At 58.6% G+C, this 18030-nt stretch carries 20 protein-coding genes and 4 pseudogenes; 9 read left to right on the top strand and 15 right to left on the bottom strand.

Features of this window, described 5'->3' with window-relative positions:
- Positions 1–963: 963 nt before the first annotated feature.
- The 3 genes from HGP14_RS23335 to HGP14_RS23325 all read right to left on the bottom strand — a co-directional run bounded on the left by HGP14_RS23335 (position 964) and on the right by HGP14_RS23325 (position 2418).
- Positions 964–1179 (bottom strand): hypothetical protein, encoded by a 216-nt coding sequence (locus HGP14_RS23335; RefSeq protein WP_168832263.1) that lies wholly within the window; start codon positions 1177–1179, stop codon positions 964–966.
- Positions 1180–1585: 406 nt separating this feature from the next.
- The gene (locus HGP14_RS23330; protein WP_246704553.1) at positions 1586–2047 is read right to left on the bottom strand and encodes a hypothetical protein; all 462 of its coding nucleotides are present in this window, start codon (positions 2045–2047) and stop codon (positions 1586–1588) included.
- Complete coding sequence (locus HGP14_RS23325; protein WP_168832262.1) at positions 2044–2418, bottom strand: hypothetical protein; 375 nt, start codon at positions 2416–2418, stop codon at positions 2044–2046. The genes HGP14_RS23330 and HGP14_RS23325 overlap by 4 nt, the downstream gene beginning before the upstream one ends.
- 256 nt (positions 2419–2674) lie before the next feature.
- Here HGP14_RS23325 and HGP14_RS23320 point away from each other — a divergent pair, with 256 nt between their 5' ends.
- Positions 2675–2935, top strand: coding sequence for a DUF982 domain-containing protein (locus tag HGP14_RS23320; protein WP_168832261.1), 261 nt, complete (start codon positions 2675–2677; stop codon positions 2933–2935).
- 20 nt (positions 2936–2955) lie between these two features.
- On the opposite strand, the gene HGP14_RS23315 is transcribed toward HGP14_RS23320, so the two are convergent.
- Entirely contained in the window at positions 2956–3159 is a 204-nt protein-coding gene (locus HGP14_RS23315; RefSeq protein ID WP_168832260.1) for a hypothetical protein, read from the bottom strand.
- Positions 3160–3335: 176 nt separating this feature from the next.
- Between HGP14_RS23315 and istA the strand changes: the two are divergent.
- The 3 genes and pseudogenes from istA (at position 3336) to HGP14_RS35655 (ending at position 6120) form a co-directional block, all read left to right on the top strand.
- Positions 3336–4866: pseudogene (istA, locus tag HGP14_RS23310) on the top strand (IS21 family transposase).
- A gap of 12 nt (positions 4867–4878) precedes the next feature.
- Entirely contained in the window at positions 4879–5616 is a 738-nt protein-coding gene (gene istB / locus HGP14_RS23305) for an IS21-like element helper ATPase IstB (protein WP_168832259.1), read from the top strand.
- A 357-nt stretch (positions 5617–5973) separates the two neighbouring features.
- Positions 5974–6120, top strand: a complete 147-nt coding sequence (locus tag HGP14_RS35655) for a DUF982 domain-containing protein (protein ID WP_246704551.1) — start codon at positions 5974–5976, stop codon at positions 6118–6120.
- A gap of 360 nt (positions 6121–6480) precedes the next feature.
- Here HGP14_RS35655 and HGP14_RS23295 read toward each other — a convergent pair whose 3' ends face one another.
- The 3 genes from HGP14_RS23295 to HGP14_RS36270 form a co-directional block, all read right to left on the bottom strand.
- On the bottom strand, positions 6481–7056 hold the full coding sequence (locus HGP14_RS23295) for a hypothetical protein (RefSeq protein ID WP_168832258.1): 576 nt from the start codon (positions 7054–7056) through the stop codon (positions 6481–6483).
- 64 nt (positions 7057–7120) lie between these two features.
- Entirely contained in the window at positions 7121–7249 is a 129-nt protein-coding gene (locus HGP14_RS36275; protein WP_281408115.1) for a hypothetical protein, read from the bottom strand.
- A 196-nt stretch (positions 7250–7445) separates the two neighbouring features.
- Positions 7446–7571 (bottom strand): hypothetical protein, encoded by a 126-nt coding sequence (locus HGP14_RS36270; protein WP_281408114.1) that lies wholly within the window; start codon positions 7569–7571, stop codon positions 7446–7448.
- Here HGP14_RS36270 and HGP14_RS23290 point away from each other — a divergent pair.
- From HGP14_RS23290 to HGP14_RS23275, 4 genes and pseudogenes are all read left to right on the top strand, one after another.
- On the top strand, positions 7565–7750 hold the full coding sequence (locus tag HGP14_RS23290) for a hypothetical protein (RefSeq protein WP_168832257.1): 186 nt from the start codon (positions 7565–7567) through the stop codon (positions 7748–7750). The genes HGP14_RS36270 and HGP14_RS23290 overlap by 7 nt on opposite strands.
- 199 nt (positions 7751–7949) lie before the next feature.
- A complete protein-coding gene (locus HGP14_RS23285; protein WP_168832256.1) occupies positions 7950–8213 on the top strand; it encodes a DUF982 domain-containing protein in 264 nt (87 codons plus the stop codon).
- A gap of 363 nt (positions 8214–8576) precedes the next feature.
- Positions 8577–8825 carry a DUF982 domain-containing protein gene (locus HGP14_RS23280; RefSeq protein ID WP_168832255.1) on the top strand — a complete coding sequence of 83 codons (249 nt, stop codon included), beginning with the start codon at positions 8577–8579 and terminating at the stop codon, positions 8823–8825.
- Between the two features lie 378 nt (positions 8826–9203).
- A pseudogene (locus tag HGP14_RS23275) lies at positions 9204–9829 on the top strand (S1C family serine protease); the annotation flags it as partial.
- Between the two features lie 178 nt (positions 9830–10007).
- Here HGP14_RS23275 and HGP14_RS23270 read toward each other — a convergent pair.
- The 7 genes and pseudogenes from HGP14_RS23270 to HGP14_RS23240 all read right to left on the bottom strand — a co-directional run bounded on the left by HGP14_RS23270 (position 10008) and on the right by HGP14_RS23240 (position 15711).
- The gene (locus HGP14_RS23270) at positions 10008–11750 is read right to left on the bottom strand and encodes a PAS domain S-box protein (protein ID WP_168832254.1); all 1743 of its coding nucleotides are present in this window, start codon (positions 11748–11750) and stop codon (positions 10008–10010) included.
- Positions 11751–11918: 168 nt separating this feature from the next.
- Positions 11919–12386, bottom strand: a complete 468-nt coding sequence (locus tag HGP14_RS23265) for a response regulator (protein ID WP_168832253.1) — start codon at positions 12384–12386, stop codon at positions 11919–11921.
- Positions 12383–13510, bottom strand: a complete 1128-nt coding sequence (locus tag HGP14_RS23260; RefSeq protein WP_168832252.1) for a PAS domain-containing protein — start codon at positions 13508–13510, stop codon at positions 12383–12385. Before HGP14_RS23260 ends, HGP14_RS23265 begins: the two co-directional genes overlap by 4 nt.
- Before the next feature lie 862 nt (positions 13511–14372).
- Positions 14373–14648, bottom strand: a complete 276-nt coding sequence (locus tag HGP14_RS23255; protein ID WP_168832251.1) for a hypothetical protein — start codon at positions 14646–14648, stop codon at positions 14373–14375.
- Between the two features lie 95 nt (positions 14649–14743).
- A pseudogene (locus HGP14_RS35650) lies at positions 14744–15109 on the bottom strand (DUF6481 family protein); the annotation flags it as partial.
- 41 nt (positions 15110–15150) lie between these two features.
- Positions 15151–15375 carry a hypothetical protein gene (locus HGP14_RS23245; RefSeq protein ID WP_168832250.1) on the bottom strand — a complete coding sequence of 75 codons (225 nt, stop codon included), beginning with the start codon at positions 15373–15375 and terminating at the stop codon, positions 15151–15153.
- 126 nt (positions 15376–15501) lie between these two features.
- Positions 15502–15711 carry a cold-shock protein gene (locus HGP14_RS23240; protein ID WP_168832249.1) on the bottom strand — a complete coding sequence of 70 codons (210 nt, stop codon included), beginning with the start codon at positions 15709–15711 and terminating at the stop codon, positions 15502–15504.
- 433 nt (positions 15712–16144) lie between these two features.
- Between HGP14_RS23240 and HGP14_RS23235 the strand changes: the two genes are divergently transcribed.
- The gene (locus HGP14_RS23235) at positions 16145–16321 is read left to right on the top strand and encodes a hypothetical protein (protein ID WP_168832248.1); all 177 of its coding nucleotides are present in this window, start codon (positions 16145–16147) and stop codon (positions 16319–16321) included.
- Positions 16322–16907: 586 nt separating this feature from the next.
- Here the strand turns inward: HGP14_RS23235 and HGP14_RS23230 are convergent.
- Positions 16908–17794 (bottom strand): annotated as a pseudogene (locus HGP14_RS23230) (LysR family transcriptional regulator).
- Positions 17795–18030: the final 236 nt, after the last annotated feature.

The raw sequence follows: 18030 nt of genomic DNA, 5'->3' as shown, positions 1-18030 counted from the left end.
CTTCCCCCTGGAGGAGGGCTACGAGGAGCGGTATCCCAGTAACCAAAACGCTTCCTCGTCACTCAGCTAGGCGAAAGCGCGGTGTAGTGGACCAAGGTCCTAGGGCTTGCCCTCTCAGCGCCTTCGCCATTTCTATGCGACTAGCTACGGCCATGCGCTTATCGCCTCCAAGAACTGAAACTCAAAAAGTGCCATGCGGATTTCCGAGTAAGTCAAAGTACTGAAACCACGGACGACCGATAACCTGCCCTCAGGGTGCGCGGCTGCTTCGTACCCGGGGCTTTCGCGACGTCCTTCGGGATAATTGCCGAGGGAGGTACTTTACCTATCGCGCAATCCGCAACGGGAACCGCTACGAGATCGGGGTCCGTCAAAGGGATGGGCGCATCGTCGACGTGCGGCGCACTAGCCGACGTTGGTAACCCCTTTCCTGCCGGCCAGCCATTAATGCTGGCTACGACAAAGCCCGCCTCCGGGTTACGGGGCGGGCTGGATGATGGCTCCACAATCGGCTTTGTGGCCACGCCGCCGATTGCACCGTGTGTTCACGCGCTGGCTTGAACGCCCCCGGTGACGAACCACCGCCTGCATTCAGAGGCCGGAGCCGACCTGTGCTGAGGCATTGCCTCGAATTGATTATAGCCGCCCCGATTGCCATTGCCGATCAGTTGAGGGAGTATCCGTGCTCTGGCCCCTGAGGCCCGCACAGTCTCTGATGATAGGACGATGCCATGCCTCTGAAGTACCTTTTAGCTGCGGTCGCAATAGCGCTATTGACCCTTTCGGGGTGCACAACGACCAGTGCGGAGAATACTACCTACGCAACTCCCGCAGGGATCGGCCCTGTTCGTGGCGGCGGCGGTATGAACGGCCTTTACAACTAACTCTCATCGCTTCCCAGTCGATGCTGAGACGCCGCCTCGAAAGGTTGCCCGCCCGGCCGCTTTTCGAGCCGGAGACGCGCTATGCCGCCTGTTTCCGCCGGGCCTCACGCTGGCGGCGGGCATTTTGTGCCTCAGCCCAATCGAACCGCTCCAGCGTCGTGTCAAAGTCGCAGGCCATCGGCTTTGCCTCAGCGTCCCGCCAGTGTGTCGCACCTTCTGCGATGATGACATCCTTATCGCTGATTTCCGGGTCATCAGGCAACAGGGAAAAAACGTCGATTTCGTTATGCTGCAATGGCTTGCGAGGCAAAGCTAACAAAATACGCAAGATTGCCCGCGCTTTTCGGCGCCGACCGGTCTCGGGATGAATGCATTCTTCCTTGCACCAGTCCTGGAAATAGCGCTTCCGAGCTGAGCACCATGCCAATGCTGTGAGGCACCGCCGCTCGCTCTCGTCGGTGACATGGGATAGCCAGCCTTGCGTCTCTTCGGCCTCAGTGATGTCGCGGGCGGTAGGTGTCCGCATGGTGGCCCAGAAGGCTTTCCGCTCCTCCGCAAGCCGTTCAGCGCCCAGCCGTTCTTATCTGCCTGGGTGTATGGATACTCTATCCAGGCAGCGCGGCTGGATACCCTCGGGCCGACTGATGCGAAGCTGATCTCCACAGCCCGGATGAAACGCTCACCGATGTCACGTCCTGTCATCATGCCGCACCTCGTCTGTCATCAAGAAGATCAGGCTGGACCGCCAAGGCTCCGAACGGCCGGCGCATCCGTTCGTATATCATCCCGCCCAAGGCGTGTCGTTTCGATATGACGCCGTCGAGGTCCAGAGCCCAGTATTGAAGCCATCCCAGCGGTAGACCGTCGAAGAAGGCGAACCAGGCGGAGACATTGTTCTCGACTAGCTCGGGGTGGTTCTTGGCCGCCGCCCTTACCATGTCGCTGATTACCCATAGGGAGGTCTCATCGATAAAGGCCTTGTTGTTGGCGGTCTCAGACAGCGTCATGACCACAAACCTCGCGTGAGCCTCGCCATGGCGGTTTCTGATGCGGTCAAGCGTGGCGATGGCGCGCGTCTGCCCGTTGGCCGGCATCACGTTCGCCGGCACCACTTCGATGCCGTATTCTGCGAAGATCGCTTGGGCCTCGTGATGCTCGGTCATTCGATCTCGCCCATCCCTGCGCGGTGCTTCTTGATCGCATAGCGAACGGTGGAACCATTCATCCCCATGAACCGGGCAATCTCAGAATGCGTCATGTCAGGGATGCGATCGGCGAGAGCAATGATGCATGCGTGACGGCACGCGACGATGTGCTCCGCCCGACGGCGGTTCCTGATGTGCGCCATCGTGAGATCGGGCCAACCCTTCATCACTTCGGCGACGATCTCCTCGCAGCCGTCGAAGCCTTGAACCTTTGACGCTCCTCCGGCCTGCGCCTTGCGAAGCTCTGCCTTGAGGATGTCCTCGCTCTTGCGGGCCTGCTGCAGCTCTTCCTTCAGCCGGTCGATTATCGACTGCTTCTGCTGCTGCATCTGCTCGTGAACGCGGATCGTCTGGCAAAGGGAAGCTATCTTGGCGTCCTCCGCTTCCAGGACCTCGCGCGTGACCTTGACCGGCGGGTTGATGACCCGAGGATGCGCCCGCGTTAGCCGACGATCTCAGCGGCGGATGAATGGTTTTGGACGGCGATGGTCATGCGGGATCCCTCCGCGCTTTCACATCTGTTTGTCTTGCGCAGGCAAGCAACTGCCTTAAAGTACCATCGTTCCAGTTCTCGAGGGTTGGGCAATGGGCAATAGGCGCTGGGATTCGCCGATTCTGGTGGTCTGCAAGCGGACCGGCCAAATGCTGATGGTCAACACGACGAATGAAGCGCGCGACATCCTGCTGAATGCATGGCCGACGGCGGAAGGAAAAGCCTTTATGTCGGCACTTCAAATTTGCGCTGACGTCGACGCAGGGATACGCGAGCCGCGAGAGGCACGAGAAGCGTTCATTATCGCCGCCCGAGAGGCAAACGTTCCTATAGAGACGTCCATGGAACAGTGAGACTCCGCTGAATATCTCACTCATGCCGCCGCCCCTTTACGCTCGACTTCGATCCTCTTCCCCTTACGGAAGATCGGCTTGAGACCGGGGAACAGCGCATCGCCGGCGGATGATGCTTCGAGCTTCGCGCCGTCGCGCCGGTAGTCGCCGTTGAAATAGGCAAGCAGGTGCTTGTTCACGGCCCGCAAGGCTTCGACCTCGGTCGGGTGCAAATTCCGAGGCAATCCGCCCCCCGATTCCGAAATGATGCCGCCCCCTCTATTCCGAGGATTAGTCGCCCCCTGATTCCGAGATGATGCCGCCCCCTTCGAAGGCATCTGGCAAGGGTTGTCTGCAGGTGTGAAGTTTCTTCCTTCGACGTTGACGAGGAAGGAACGGGATGCCTGCGGAGAGATTGGAGATGCAGCGTGTCCGCGAGATATTAAGATATCGATTTGAGCAAGGGCTTGGGCATAAGTCGATTGCGGTGCGAGTTGGCGCTGCGCCCTCGACGGTGCGTGAGACGCTTCGGCGTGCGGCGGTGGCGAAGCTTTCGTGGCCCTTGGGTGACGACCTCAGCGATGCAGTCCTGGAGGCGGCGCTTTACAAAGCGGCCGGGACGAAGACGGGCCATCGTCGTGCGCCTGAGCCGGATTGGGCACACGTCCATCGCGAGCTGAAGCGTAAGCATATGACGCTGCAGATCCTTTGGGGCGAGTACATCAGCCGCCATCCGGACGGCTATCGCTATAGCCGCTACTGTGACCTTTACCGCGGCTGGGCTCTGAAGCTGCCGGTGACGATGCGGCAGGATCATGCGGCCGGCGATAAGCTGTTCGTCGATTATGCCGGCGACACGGTCACCGTGGTTGTCGATCGGTTGTCCGGTAAGACACGACAGGCCCATCTGTTCGTGGCGGTTATGGGCGCATCAAGCCTGTCATACGCTCATGCTCGCTGGGAGCGAGACGCTTCCCGACTGGATCGAATGCCATATCCAGGCGCTGGAGTTCTTCGGCGGCGCGCCAGCCTTGCTCGTTCCCGACAATGCCAAGGTAGCGATTATCAAGGCCTGTCACTTTGATCCCCAGGTCAACCGGACCTATTGTGCGATGGCGGCCCATTACGTCAGCGCCGTTCTGCCAACTCGGCCGCGACGCCCTCGCGATAAGGCGAAAGTAGAAGCTGCGGTTCGTATCGTCGAGCGTTGGTTGCTGGGCCGCCTTCGCCATCGCACCTTCTACAGCCTGGCAGAGGTCAATGCGGCAATTGCCGATTTGCTGCATGATCTCAACGACAAGCGTGTTCTGCGCCGGGTTGGCGTCACTCGTCGCCAATTGTTCGAAGAGCTTGATCATCCGGCTTTTCGACCACTGCCGGTGGAACGTTATGTCTTTGCAGAATGGCGTATCCGGCGTGCGGGGTTGGATTATCACGTCGAGATCGAGCGGCACTACTATTCTGTCCCCTATCGCTTCGCCCGAGAGCAGGTCGAGGCTCGGATCACCGCCAATACGATCGAGATCTTCCACAGGGGCGAGCGAATTGCCGCTCATCGCCGCTCCAGCGGAAACGGAAAGCATACGACGATCCCCGATCATATGCCCTCGGCGCATCGCCGCTTTGCCGACTGGACGATCGAACGCATTCAACGCGAAGCCTCTGCCATGGGGCCGGATGTTGCGCTGTTGTGCGAGCGCATTCTTGCCGACAGGCCGCATCCCGAGCAGGGCTTTCGCGCCTGCCTCGGGATCATCCGCCTCAACAAGAGCTTTGGCCGCGACAGGGTCAATGCCGCTTGCGGCCGTGCACTGGAGATCGGGGCACGGACCTATGGCTCGGTGCGCTCCATCCTCGACAATCACCTCGATCGAACTGCTGCCTCAAATGGAACGGCGTCTCATGAACCAATCCACCACGCCAACGTACGCGGACCTCGCTATTACCACTAAGGAGAACGGAAGATGCTTGCTCATCCAACACTGGATAAATTGAATTCCATGGGCCTCGTCGGCATGGCAAAGGCCTTCGGGGAGCTCGTCGCCAACGGCGAAGCCGACCATCTCTCGCACGCCGAATGGCTCGGACTGCTGCTCGAACGGGAATGGAGTTCTCGCTACGATCGCAAGCTCGCCGCACGCCTTAGGTTCGCAAAGCTGCGCCACCAAGCAACCCCGGAAGATGTCGATTATCGCGCCGAACGCGGTCTTGATCGCGCGCTCTTCTTAAAATTGCTTGGCGGCGACTGGATTAATGCCCACGACAATCTGGCCATCTGCGGACCCTCGGGTGTCGGAAAGAGCTGGTTGGCCTGTGCTCTTGGCCACAAGGCTTGCCGAGACGATCGATCCGTTCTTTATCAACGCGTCCCGCGACTATTTGCTCAGCTCGCGCTCGCTCGCGGCGACGGCAGGTATGCCCGCCTGCAACGGACCCTGGGCCATGTTCAACTCCTGATCCTCGACGACTGGGGACTTGAACCGCTCAATGAGCAGGCCCGCCACGACCTTCTCGAAATCCTCGAAGATCGCTATGGCCGTCGATCCACGATCATCACCAGCCAGCTTCCCGTGTCCGCATGGCATAGCGTCATAGGAGACCCAACTTACGCCGATGCGATCTTGGATCGCCTCGTTCATAACGCCCATCGCATCGAACTGAGCGGCGACAGTCTACGCCGGAATCTGTCGCGCAAAGCTTGACACTTCGCCTGAATGAACTGACAACAATCATCGCCTGCAGACCCCCTAAACAGGGGGCGAGATCATCCCGGAAACCGGGGGCGTAATCATCTCGGAACAAAGGGGCGGCTTCATCGGAATCGGCAGGTCGGGAACACGATTGGCCTATCCCCGTCGCCCATGATCGGCTTCGGATGGCCGTCACGGGCAAATCTGAGCATGCCCCAATGGCCGCCTGGTACCGGCTTGTATAACCAGCAAACTCGTTCAAGCTGCATTCTCCTTCGGAACAAATTCCTAATGCGCAAGTTCGAGGCCATCCAAAATCGAAGGTGCAAAATGGCTAAGGTCATCAAGATCGACTTCAAGGTCTCCTGAATGATTCCGGTGCACGTTAAGATTGGAGACGGTTCTCGCAAAAAAATCTGCGGCCCCGATGAAGCGCTGGAATGTCTCAATCACCGTTGGCCCGGAGCCACGGACGCCCTTTATGAAACGGCTAAACGCAAATGCTGGCTGCGCTGAGTCAGAATGCGAGCGCCGAGGAGGCTCGGATGGCATTCGTGAACGCCGCTGCTACAGCAAAGATGTTGGCGTGAAGGCCAAAAGTAGTTCATTTGCTTCTCCAAACTTCTTCCGGGTCTATGCCTTCAGCGGCCATTCGCTCCAGTGCAGCAGCTTGCTTCGCGTCGTGCTCTGCCCGTCGCTCTTCGGTCCAACCGTCTATGCGCGCATATTTTTCGGCGTAATTTCGGGAATCCCGCCACTGCCGCGCATAGGAAGGCCATGCTCGGGTTAGGTGGATCTTCTTCTTTCCGCCTTCAGTGAGTTGCCCGAGGCAAACCCTTTCTAGCCAGCGCCGGCAGTCGCGCTTTGCGGCTGCAATCACGAAATCATCAGGGCAGACTTGAAATGATCGGTAGCCTGTTTCGGAAAAGAACGGCTTTTCATGGTCGATGACACGAGCATCGCCACCGCAGAAACCGAAGATGCCCGCATAGGCGAAATCAACCCGACAACCGGCGTCTCGATCTCAAAGCGGCCTTTCTGACCGAACATCGAAATCTTACCGTCGTCAGCGGCGAGCGCAGCTGATAACCACTGCCATGCATCGTATAGGCAGAAGAACCGCTCGTTGCCGTCCGGAGGGCCACCCTTTTGAGCTTCTTCGACCGTCAACCCGAACGCATGCTCGCCGATCGCCTTCAGGCGGTTCCCAGAGATCACCATACCGTCGTAGTCGGCGTTCCGAACCGCGGTGTCATAGGCGCGAAGCTCTATCCAAGCTTGGTTGAGCATTCCGGCATCATCGCTGGGCAGGCTGTCACGGTACGCAAAGCGGGCTAGCCGGCTGTCTCTTTGCTCGATCTGCCAAGGCGAGAGCTTTACTTTTGCCGCAACCGGCGCGGCTACCGGCGCCGGGGGCGCTGCCATCATGTCGAAGAATGAGAGCTGCTTCATCAGAACAACTCCGCCGGCCGCTCTGGCCGCATCGATACGTATCGGGTGAATTGCGCCTCGAAGGTCATACGCTCGCGAATGGTCGGATCACCGAAGCGGCATTTGTGCTGCCGATCTCGGCTACTCCCTCGACGTTGGAGCCGAAGACGCTGTTGATCTTCTTCCAGTCGGCATCGGTAGCGGCGATGGCCACGCGGTCGGCTTTGTACTTCTCGGCGCGGTAGAGCTAGACGATGGCGTCATAGTCGGCCTTGGCGCCCTCGCCCCGTTATAGGTCGGCCGAGATGGGCCGTGGGTTGTCGCGGCGGGTGCCGAAGCTGTTGCGCTGGTTGAGGATGAGGATCGCGCTCTCGGTCTCGTCGGCCAGCGCCTTCAACTCGACTGTGACTTCACCGGAGATGCGGTCCCGGAGACAGCTTCGGATCGCGCGGCTTCACAATGCCAATGTGGTCGATGACGATAAAGCGCGTCTTGCCGTTGGCGCGCTTTTTGATGAAGCGGCGGGCATATGTCACCAGTTGGGTATGCTCTCTCGCTGGCAGCGGATGATTTCGAGGGGCTGCCGATCGATCCACGTGGCGAAGCTATCGCATCGGTCCTGCTCGTTCTAGGTCGTCAGACGAGACGGATCGCGCTGCTGGCGGACGTTGATGCCGTGCACCTGCGCGATCATCTGGCGAATGCATTGAGCTGAGGCTGGTCATAGGAGAGGAGAGAACCGGATGCCGCTCGACGACCGCGTGATAGATCAGCTGCATCGTGAGGGATGATTTCCCCTCGCCGACGAGGACAGGAGGCCATAGAGGTTGAGGAGAAAACGGATTTCGTTCCACCCCGCACGGCACGGCTCTTGCACGGTTACTAAAGTATTTACCGTCAGGAGTTCGAGTGTAATGAACGGACACACATTCAGAGCATTCCCTCCGCTGATGCTGGTGATGAGTGGCTCTGAAAAATACAGATTGGTGAAGTCGGTGGGAGACGCTGCAGAAGCCCTGTTCGCTTCCTGGCCTTTCGACGATGGGGAGGAATACCTCGTGGCCGTAAAGACCTGTTTGGAGGCGTTGCACGGCAAGACGGCGGCGGCAGATGCGAGAGCTGCGCTCATCCGAGCGGCCGAGGAAGCTGGCATCCCGGTGATCACTGTCGTTCACTGAGGTCGTCAGGAACAAACTGCGCCACGAATGGATTGGGGCCATAGAAAGGACCCCGCCATGGCGACCATTTCCCCAGACCCGAAACCCAGTCCGAAGCCGGAACCGGTTCCCGACCTCCCGTCCGATGTACCGCAGCCGCCGAACGAGGAGCCGATCCCAGATTTGCCGCCTGCTGAGGTTCCTAATCCGGCCCCGATCCCTAAAGACTTTCCACCGATGATGAAGTGAGATCACGGCCGCGTTAACGACGCGCTTGATGATTGAACGGGATTTTTGCCTGCTCAGGACTTTGGTCCCGCGCGCTGGCATCTGGATCATGCCAACCTGCCTCGCCGACAATCGTAGGCGCCAACGGAGGAATTCGTGAAAAACGATATATGGGACCGCAGCGTGGAACTGGTGATCGACGGAAAAGACCAATTCCGTACCGTGAAAAGCACCAGGGAGGCCGTAGAATGCTTGATGACTAGTTGGCCAAATCAGAAAGGTCCGGCATACGCGGCGGCTCGGAAGGTATGTCTCAGTGCCCTCAACGGCGGGCCACCCGACCTTGACCCTCGTGACGCGTTCATAGCGGCTGCCAGTGAGTGTGGAATTCTGCGAACGAGTTGAGGTCCTCATGCCGCGCTCCTCTCGTTCCGCTGCATGCGAAGATCCATAAGCGGTTGCTGATACCGTCCGGCATGGACCTTCATCTCGCGGATGCCCCAGCAGATCGCCAGGGCGCAGGGCTCTCACCTCCGAAGAGTTTGCCACGGCATATTGGAAGGCCCGCAAAGCCGCACAGGGAGCGAGTTGGCGAAGCCAAGGCTCTATCAGTCGTCGTGAAGCCAAACACGTTCCGGTCGATCTCCATGGCGTACATGCGCTCCCTCGCCTTCACCAGCTTGGACGAGACAACGCAGGACCGGCACCGGAATATCCTGGAGGCGATGTGGGCCGAACCGCTCAGGGAGAAGGATGCGCCCCTTCGCTGACATCCCGCTGCCAAAGATGATCGGCTCCGATAAAGGCACCGATATGGCGGTCCTCCAGATCCCAGCCGTCATCTGACCGCACTGCCTTTTGGTGACTCCGATGCATTGCGGGTGGGCGACTATGTGGTGGCGATCGGCAACCCCTTCGGTCTTGGCCAAACAGTCACGTCTGGCATCGTGAGCGCGCTTGGCCGAAGTGGCCTCAGCCGCGAAGGCTATGAAGATTTCATCTAGACAGATGCGTCGATCAACCCTGGGAATCCCGGTGGAGCATTGGTGACCTTTGATGGGCGGCTCGCAGGCATCACCTGCAGGCGGCAATATCGGTATCGGCTTTGCAGTCCCAAGCAAAATAGCAAGAGCGGTCATGGCGCAGCTCATGAGGCTTGGGAAACTCTGGTTCGCGGTCCGGGACCTTGATCCTGGCACAGCAGTTTCGCTTGGCGTTGATGACGTCCAGAGAGCGGTGATAGGGGGGCAGTTGAGGCAGGATCTCCGGCGGCGGCGGCGGGATTGAAGCCAGGTGACGTCGTGGCGGCCATCGACGGCCGCCCGGTTCAAGGTGCGGCTGATCTGCGTAATCGTATCGGACTTACGACTGCAGGAACTCGGATCCAGCTAACCCTGAAGGCGGGGGACGTCCGAACGCACTGTCATAGCACGTGCTACTGGGTCGTAGAGACGCTCGCCCACATTACGCGTGTGCGTCCCGGCCGTCGTCAAGGAGTTGAACCACATCCGCCCCTAACCGCCGGCCGGCCAGCGATCCTCGCTGGTCGGCGCAGTTTGTGCCAGGGGAGCTCACGCCATTGGATTTCTACCGGTGAGGGGCAAAATCGTCAGCAATTTGCGCCAGGTTAGCCGCAATCACACATTCAACACCATTTCGATTGAAGGTGATCTCGCAAGAGCCCTTGAGCTCCGCAGCCAAAAGGCGCTCGATCAACCTGGAGCCAAATCCCTTCGTTGCCGGCGGTAGAACGTCCGGACCGCCTTCCTCTTTCCAGCGTAGTCGAAGTACCGCGTTTACAGACTTGTCGTGCTGCCAGTCGATAGAAACGAGACCGGTGGAGGCGGAAAGCGCTCCGTATTTGGCGGCATTGGTCGCCAGTTCGTGAAGCGCCAGCGAAAGCGAAACGACAGCCTTCGGGGGAAGCGATACCGATGGTCCTTCGACGCGAAACCTCTCGCCTGGATAAGGTGAGATGGCCTGTTCGACGACCGTTCGAAGATCAGCGTGTTGCCAATCACCGTTCAAGAGCAAGTCCTGTGCCCTTCCGAGCGACGTCAACCTTGCTAGGAAAGCTTCGACATCTTTTTTGTTCGCGGCGTCACGCCCTATTGTCTGCCGCGCGATTGCGGCAACCGCGGCGAGAATGTTCTTGACGCGATGACTCAATTCACCCGCCAGCATGGCCTGCAGACGTTCCGCCTCCTTTCGCGCAGAAATGTCGTGGGCGACTTTGGAAGCGCCGATGACCTTTCCGGATGCGTCTAGAATGGGAGAGACGCTCAGAAGAACGTCGACCTGCCGCCCGTCCTTGCGCGTTCGTTTGGTCTCGTAGGGTTCTACCACCAGACCGGCCTTGATCTGCCGCAGGATCGAAGGCTCTTCGTCTTTGCGGTCATCGGGAACGAGCGTCAGAACCGATTGACCGATGACCTCCTCCTCGGAGTAGCCGTAGAGGCGCGCGGCGGCGGCGTTCCAGCTGGTGATCGTCATCTCGAGGTCTATGCCCAAGATAGCGTCGTTGGACGAGGCGATCATGGACGCAAGATGCCGTTCGACTTCCTGGGTTCGTTTGCGCTCGGTGATATCGATCGTGATGGCAACGGCCTTGGAGATCCGACCTTGCTCGTCCCGGATGGCCGAGACCGAGTCGGCAACCCAGATCAGGCTACCGTCACCGCGAATGTAGCGCTTTTCGATATTGAAGCTCTCTCCGGTCTCGACCAAACGCCCGAACAACCTGGCGTGTTCTGGCAGGTCATCCCTATAGGTTATGTCCTGCATCCGCGTTCCGATTAATTGCTCGGCCGGGTGGCCAACAATGTCGCAAAAGCGCTGGTTGACGCTCACGAGCTCTCCGGTTGGCTCGCCAAGGGCGATGCCTGCCGCCGATTGTGAGAAGATCGCTCGAAGACGCTCCTCGCTTTCGCGGACAGCCGCGTCGGCGTTGACGCGTTCGGTCGTCTCGTTGACGATGCACAACACTCCCCGAACGGCTTTGTGCTCATTCCGTACGGGTGAGTAGGAAATATCGAAGTAGACCGTTTCCGGAAATCCATGCCGCTCGATGTAGAAAGGCCGGTCTTTGGCCGCGACGGTTTCCCCGTTTTCCAGCACACGCTTGAGAAGGGGCTCGAGATCGTCCCAAAGCTCGGACCAGTATTCCCGAGCCGGCCTGCCAAACGCATGGGGGTGCTTGTCCCCGATCGTCGGGGCGTAGCTGTCGTTGTAGAAGGCAACGAATTCAGGGCCCCAGAACATAACGATCTGGGCCTGCGAGGGCAGCATGATGTCGAGCGCCGAATGCAGACAGTTGGGCCACTGAGACATCGGGCCGACGGGTGAGGACTCCCAATCGACCGACGCCAGAAGTGCCTGCGCGCTTGCGCCCCTTGAGACATGCGGTATTTGTTCAGCCAGTGGCGCGTTCCCCTCTACTTTCCCAACTACGACCCGTTGATCATGATCGGCCTGAGTTTACATCAGTCGATCTTTCTCTCAAACCGACTGTCCGGGCAGACCCATGCTGCGACGCTGCGCATGCTTGCGCACCGTGCGAGGTTGAGCGTCGCAGGCGAGAACGAGGCTGGGTGGCGCCGCGCCGTCCTCATCGCCTGAAACCACTGCAGAGATGTACTGCAAGGCGTTCTTCATCCCGTTCACCGTGTACGGTTTCTCGATCGTGCCGAGTGCACCCGCGAAGTCATCGGGAAGGCGCTTGATGTTGCCACTGACAAACACGAATGGCACTTGCGCTTCCGCAAGACGACGGCCTACATCTATTCCCGTTGGGCCGTCCGTGAGATGGATGTCTACGAACGCGAAATCTGGTCTTGAGGCTGAGAGAAGATCACGAGCGTGGTGACTGCTAATGGCGAGACCGATCACCTCGTGTCCCGCCGCTTCCACTTCGCTTTCCAGTTCCATTGCAAGCAGCATCTCGTCTTCAACGATCATCACCCTCAATGGCCATTCTCCTGATGTTCATCAACAAGCAGCGTTACATTCACGATCGTTTTCCTGCCCTGGCTGCTTCGTTCGATCTGGGCGTCGAGCTGCTGGGCGGAAGCTTCAAGAAGCAGACGGCTGAACTCCGCGCTTTCCGGATCAGGCTCGACGGGTTTGACGGTATCTTCGATTCGGATCAGAAAGTGTCCATTCAGCCGCTTCACGACGATATGGATCTCGCCGCCGCCATCGCTCAGGCCGCGTCTGACGGCGTCACCAACGAGCTCATTGAGGATCAGCGACAGCGGCGTCGCCTTGACGGCTGGGACATAAAGCGGCTGCAGGTCGAGTGTCAGGTGAATATCCTCGCGGCCAATCCCGCCGATCAGATCGGTGACAAGCTCGCGGGCGAAGTCAGCGACATCGAACCTTGCGATATCGTCAAGGGTAAACAGCTTGCGCTGAACGGTGCTGAGCGCTTCCACCCGATTGAGAACGGCCATCAGGGTACGCTTCTGGCTCTCATCTTTCGTTGTGCGAGCCTGCAGCTTGACGATCGAAGCCATGGTCAAAAGGTTGTTTTTGACCCGGTGATCGACCTCGTGGACGAGGAGTGTTTTGGCCGCCAGCGCAGCGCGAAGATCGGCGGTGTTCTTGGCGACCTCCTCCTCGGCTTGATGTCGGGCTGCGGCGAGCTCGGCTTCCCGGCTCTTGACGTTCGTGAAGTCGAGCTGCGAAGCAAAGAAGTAGACGATCCGGCCTTCATCATCTCGGACGGGGCTTATGAAAAGAGCGTTCCAGAAGGTGGTGCCGTCCTTGCGGTAGTTCAGAATGTCGACCGCAATGTCCCGACCTGCGCCGACCGCCTCGCGGATGCGTGCGACTGTTGTCTTGTCCGTTCCCGGCCCTTGCAGGATGCGACAATTGCGACCCACCAATTCGTCGCCCGAGTAGCCAGTAAGCTTTTCAAACGACGTGTTGCAGAAGATGATGGGGTTATCGTCTTGGTTAGGATCCGTGACGATCATCGGCATGCGTGTCGCCTTGAAGGCTGCCGCAAATGGATCTTCACGGACATGGCGCGCGACAAGCCTGTCGCCGGCGTCTTGCGCGTCGGTTTTGGATCTGTTCTTTTCCCGCATGAGGGTCCCGCAAAAATGAAGCCCTATATAATGCAGGAACTTGATTTTGGTTCCCGGTCGATAGTCGGAGCAGGATAGGCTCCGAAACTGCTCGAATGCGTCGGTATTGTCCGCTACTGCTCTTGAAGGGCACCGAACTCTCGATGCCACAACTTGGCCGTCTCGACGAATGCACCAAAGATCTACTAGGTGAGGACCTTTGGTTAAGTCGGTTCAGCAAGCGCGCTCGCGCATATTAGGAAGGTTGGCTCTCTCTCATCGGACGGCCCCTGGTTGGACCCAAGCTTGGGCCGTCCGGGCGACGGGAGACGCGACAACATGATCCTCAGAAAAGGACGATGACGTGCTGGTGCCCTCGGCCCGAGACAGGCGCCCAAGAAGCCACGCGAAGCGATCATCGAGATCGAGCACCTGATGCTGAGGAAGGCTCCGTATTGAGCGGCGCATAGATGGATCGAACACAAGTCTCGCATCTGAAGAGTTCATAATCATGATGGCGGGTTCATAATCATGATTGCGGTACGCCCCTACGATGCAGCCAAAACGCGCTAACAGGTGTTTTGTTCAGTCGTCGATTTCGTTTGCTCCGATAGACCGGTCCAGCGCGGGTAGTTCTTGTCGCCTTCGCGGAAAAACATGTTCTGGTCGCGCCGCAGATCAATTGCATGGGATCACGGCCCGGCGCAGCAAGCGCAACGCGATCCGTATACTCGAGGAAGGCACAACGATCTGTTGGGACGACAGGAGCCGGCTTTGCATTCCTCGTCCTTGAAGGCGATGGCTCGGTGCTGAGCGCGCAGACGACATGGTCGCCGGCCGGAACGAGCCTCGCCGCACCGAAGATTATGCCGCGTCCCTCGAATCAGGCCCGATCATATGTGAACGACGTCAAAAGGGTCGTCACGAAGTTGCTGGCTCGTTCCTTGACGAGGACCTCCGTCCACTCGTCGGTACCGCGAAGTTTTAGGTCGGTATAGATGCTGTCAACTGCCGCTTCTTCAATCCGTTTGATATGGGCATTGAATGCTGCCTCGCCGCCTGCATGGTACATGTCACGAATGATCATGCGGAGGATTTCCTGGATCGCAATCTGCCAGGATGTGTTGATCGCTTGAAGCTCGTTCGTGTCCAGCGCCATGATGGCTCCTGTTGTTCGCGTAAGTTTCGATATGATTGTGCCACAGCTCCTGGTCAGTGATATCGTTCACCAACGCGATTTCAGGAGTGTGAAGGCTAAGCCTGTCTAGCCTTGCGGTTTGCGTAGCGTCTGTCTCGCTCTGCCTTCCGAGCAGCTTCATCTTCGACCACCCGGGCGATACGGGCATTCTCAGCCTACGCACGCGCCCTGGTTTCTGCCATGGCTGCGGCCTCCGCGGCCGCTTGCTCTTCAGCCACCTGCGCTTCCAGGAGCATGCGCTCCTCAAGCTTCAGGCGTTGCCTTTCAGCACGGCGGGCTTCACGAGCTTCACCAACCGAGATGCGCTCGGCTTGCCTCGCAACCCGCAAGGGCTCTGCAGCAGCCTTTGCAGCACGGTATGCACTGAGAAGCGATGCTTTAGCCTCCGCAGCTGCGGATCGAGGATCGGCGAGTTCTGTGTCTGATGTTCTTCAATTTTTTATCCTGATGAGGAGAGGTTCGATCAGCCCCTTTGGCCACGTTTGGCAAGCAGGGCTGACGTAGCAGAGGTCCGGTCGGCGAGCTCCTTCGCCAGCCGCGCCTCCCGCAACCTTTGAGTCTTGGCGACTCGAGACTGAGCGATCGCTTCGAGTTCGTCCATTGCGTGATTTTTGGCGAAGAGCTGGGTCTGGAGATTACCGAAGGCAATCTCCGCCGCTTGGCGAGATTTACTGTAGGTCTGTGTCATCGAAAAATCCTGATAGGTTCATCTTGTGAACGGAACGAAAAAGGCCAGGCAAACTGCCTGGCCTCAAAGTGATACCTGCTTCCGGCAGTGCCAGTACATCCGTGGTCAAAGGAAAGCAGATACCGATCAGGCGGACTGCAGATTGCAGGCCGACATCTTGCCCGACTTCCTGTCGCGCTCAAGTTCGAAGCCGATCTTTTGGCCTTCGACGAGTTCGCGCATTCCAGCGCGTTCGACAGCCGAGATGTGAACGAAGGCGTCAGCGCCGCCATTATCAGGCTGAATGAAGCCGAAGCCTTTGGTGGAATTGAACCATTTTACTGTGCCAGTGGTCATGATGAACCTTTTCAAAGCATAGAGTGAGGGACCGCGAAGCGGATGCTGCGCAGATGGAAACCGACTATTTTTGAAAGGGGAGTTCGCTTAGAGCGCGGTGCCAATCGCGCGATAGACAAAGCTCGGCAAGCAAAAGATCGATGACGCATCTATACGGGACCGAGACGACCGCGTCAACGCTTAGTTTTTGTCAGATGTCGGTTTCGCCCCCAGATTGTATCGGTTTAAACGTCGCGCGAGGACTCGATGGAAAAAGACGTCGGCGCTGGTCGACTAACACAACGCGTCAGAGTTCAGCTTGATTGACGTGGTACGATTCGCGTAATCGAGGTACGCGATGGTGACTCTTGTGACCGGATCCCCCAGCAGCTGATGGAGATAGGTGGTCCTCATCCGCCAAGAAACATGTCGAACTTTAAACAGGAAAGCCACGATGGGTTGGAAAACGCCTAAGATCGAATACGTAAACGGCTATAAAATTGTCGAGATCGACGGGCCTATCTTCAAGGTCTACGATGGCACACTCCAGATCGGGGAGGATTTCCCCTACTCCGGCGAAGCGGCCGCTCACGCAAAGTCCCTGCCGAGGCGGGACGCTCCACGGGAGTGAGCAGGCAAGATGAAAATCATCAGGTTCGAGAAGCGCGGAGACCCCATCTTCTAACCGACATTCCTTGACACGGTCAGCGCCGCCAGGCTTGCGGCCAGTTCGTCGCTTCGGAGGGGTTTCGTCAGTCGGGGCAAATCAGACGCCGCTCCTTCACGCTCGACGTAGCTGGAGACGAGGAGGACTTGTACCTGCAAATGTTCCGCACGTACGCGTCGCGAGCTCGGTGCCATCCATGCCAGGCATCATGTGGTCCGTGACGCGGCAGTGTATAAGTCGCCACCGACCGGAAGCCAGACTCGATTTCCGTGCCAACACCGACTTGGCTGCGTATCTCCTGCGATGCCACCAAGCTGCAGAGCCAAAGCACGTGCCATCGACAGACCGAGCCGGTGCCTTTCCCCAACCTTGGTAGAAAAGAACGGTTCGACCGCTGTAGCACTTTCAACCGCTCGGCGCGATTAGGCCCAACACGCACAAGCTGTCCAGGCGTGCGGCTCGCGGGCGCCATCTAAGAAGCAGAACGTGTCGCACAGGATTTCCGGAAAAGAGGCCTCGCTTTCGCGCCCTTTTGTTGGGAAGCGGCAACTCACGTGCGTATGCGCAACGCCTCAAGGACGACTGCGAACGCAGGCGAAGCCTGCCGGCGGCTTGAATAGTATAAGTGATAACCAGGCCAGGGCGGACACCAGTCATCGAGCACCCGGCGTAGCCGACCGTTAGCAAGATGAGGCTTAGCGATATCCTCAGGGACATGAGCGAGCCCGAAGCCTTCCAGAGCGGCGTCGAGTACATGGAAAATGTTGTTGAAGACGAGTTGCCCTTCGACGCGCACCTTGAGTTCCTGACCATCCTTTTCGAACTCCCACGCGTACAGGCCGCCGAAGGTGGGAAGCCGCAGGTTGACACAGATGTGCTCGACCAGATCCTGCGGCATAACGGGCGAGGCACGATCGGCAAAGTAGCTCGGGCTTCCGACAACCAGGAACCGGATATCCGGGCCGACGCGCGCGGAAATCATGTCCTTTGCAACCTGATCGCCCAATCGCACCCGGCATTGAAGCCATGGGCCGAAATGTCGGTCAGTCCGGCATCCGCACTGATTTCGAGTTTGATGTCGGGATAAGTCGCAAGCAAGCCACGCAGCTTCGGCCATAGCAACGTGGCAATCGCATGGTCGCCAGCGGTTATCTTGATCGTGCCGGCAGGTCGTTCGCGAAGTTCGCTCAATTCCTCGATTTGCGCCGCCACCGCATCCAGATGTGGTCCGACATTCTGTAACAAGCGCTCGCCCGCCTCCGTTGGTGAAACGCTTCGCGTCGTTCGCGTCAGCAACCGGAGGCCAATCCGCTCCTCAAGCTGGCCGACGGTCTGGCTCAGAGCCGATTGTGACACACCCAACCTGGCGGCCGCCTTCGTAAAGCTTCGCTCGCGCCCAACCGCCAGGAACGCAGCCAGATAGTCATCCGGAAGTATTCGCCACCAATGAACAATCGGCAATAGAGGTTTTTTAAGGTGGCCCTCGAGACCGCTGGGGCCGACAGAGATGCGCTTTTCAAAAATCGCCTGCCTCCATGCCACTCTTTGAAAATAGCTTCGGTTGCGTCTCGCACACCAGAACGACGCTCCTAAGCAGGCGTCGGTCCGTGCTCAAATATTAAGCAAATGCCGCAGAGTGTACACAATCCTAGATGCTCAAGGTGTAGAGGCTT

The organism is Rhizobium sp. P32RR-XVIII, from assembly GCF_012641395.1.
Lineage (GTDB): Bacteria > Pseudomonadota > Alphaproteobacteria > Rhizobiales > Rhizobiaceae > Rhizobium.
The sequence above is the reverse complement of the archived record's forward strand: the minus strand, read 5'-3'. Positions and strand labels throughout refer to the sequence as shown.

Excerpts from the sequence above, each read along its gene's own strand:
- HGP14_RS23235 (WP_168832248.1), top strand. The coding sequence starts at position 16,145 with ATGGGTTGGAAAACGCCTAAGATCGAATACGTAAACGGCTATAAAATT.
- HGP14_RS23325 (WP_168832262.1), bottom strand. The coding sequence starts at position 2,418 with ATGCAGCAGCAGAAGCAGTCGATAATCGACCGGCTGAAGGAAGAGCTG.
- HGP14_RS23320 (WP_168832261.1), top strand. The coding sequence starts at position 2,675 with ATGGGCAATAGGCGCTGGGATTCGCCGATTCTGGTGGTCTGCAAGCGG.
- istB (WP_168832259.1), top strand. The coding sequence starts at position 4,879 with ATGCTTGCTCATCCAACACTGGATAAATTGAATTCCATGGGCCTCGTC.
- HGP14_RS23285 (WP_168832256.1), top strand. The coding sequence starts at position 7,950 with ATGAACGGACACACATTCAGAGCATTCCCTCCGCTGATGCTGGTGATG.
- HGP14_RS23260 (WP_168832252.1), bottom strand. The coding sequence starts at position 13,510 with ATGCGGGAAAAGAACAGATCCAAAACCGACGCGCAAGACGCCGGCGAC.
- HGP14_RS23290 (WP_168832257.1), top strand. The coding sequence starts at position 7,565 with ATGTCACCAGTTGGGTATGCTCTCTCGCTGGCAGCGGATGATTTCGAG.
- HGP14_RS23270 (WP_168832254.1), bottom strand. The coding sequence starts at position 11,750 with ATGTCTCAGTGGCCCAACTGTCTGCATTCGGCGCTCGACATCATGCTG.
- HGP14_RS23255 (WP_168832251.1), bottom strand. The coding sequence starts at position 14,648 with ATGGCGCTGGACACGAACGAGCTTCAAGCGATCAACACATCCTGGCAG.
- HGP14_RS23245 (WP_168832250.1), bottom strand. The coding sequence starts at position 15,375 with ATGACACAGACCTACAGTAAATCTCGCCAAGCGGCGGAGATTGCCTTC.
- HGP14_RS35655 (WP_246704551.1), top strand. The coding sequence starts at position 5,974 with ATGATTCCGGTGCACGTTAAGATTGGAGACGGTTCTCGCAAAAAAATC.
- HGP14_RS23295 (WP_168832258.1), bottom strand. The coding sequence starts at position 7,056 with ATGAAGCAGCTCTCATTCTTCGACATGATGGCAGCGCCCCCGGCGCCG.
- HGP14_RS23330 (WP_246704553.1), bottom strand. The coding sequence starts at position 2,047 with ATGACCGAGCATCACGAGGCCCAAGCGATCTTCGCAGAATACGGCATC.
- HGP14_RS23240 (WP_168832249.1), bottom strand. The coding sequence starts at position 15,711 with ATGACCACTGGCACAGTAAAATGGTTCAATTCCACCAAAGGCTTCGGC.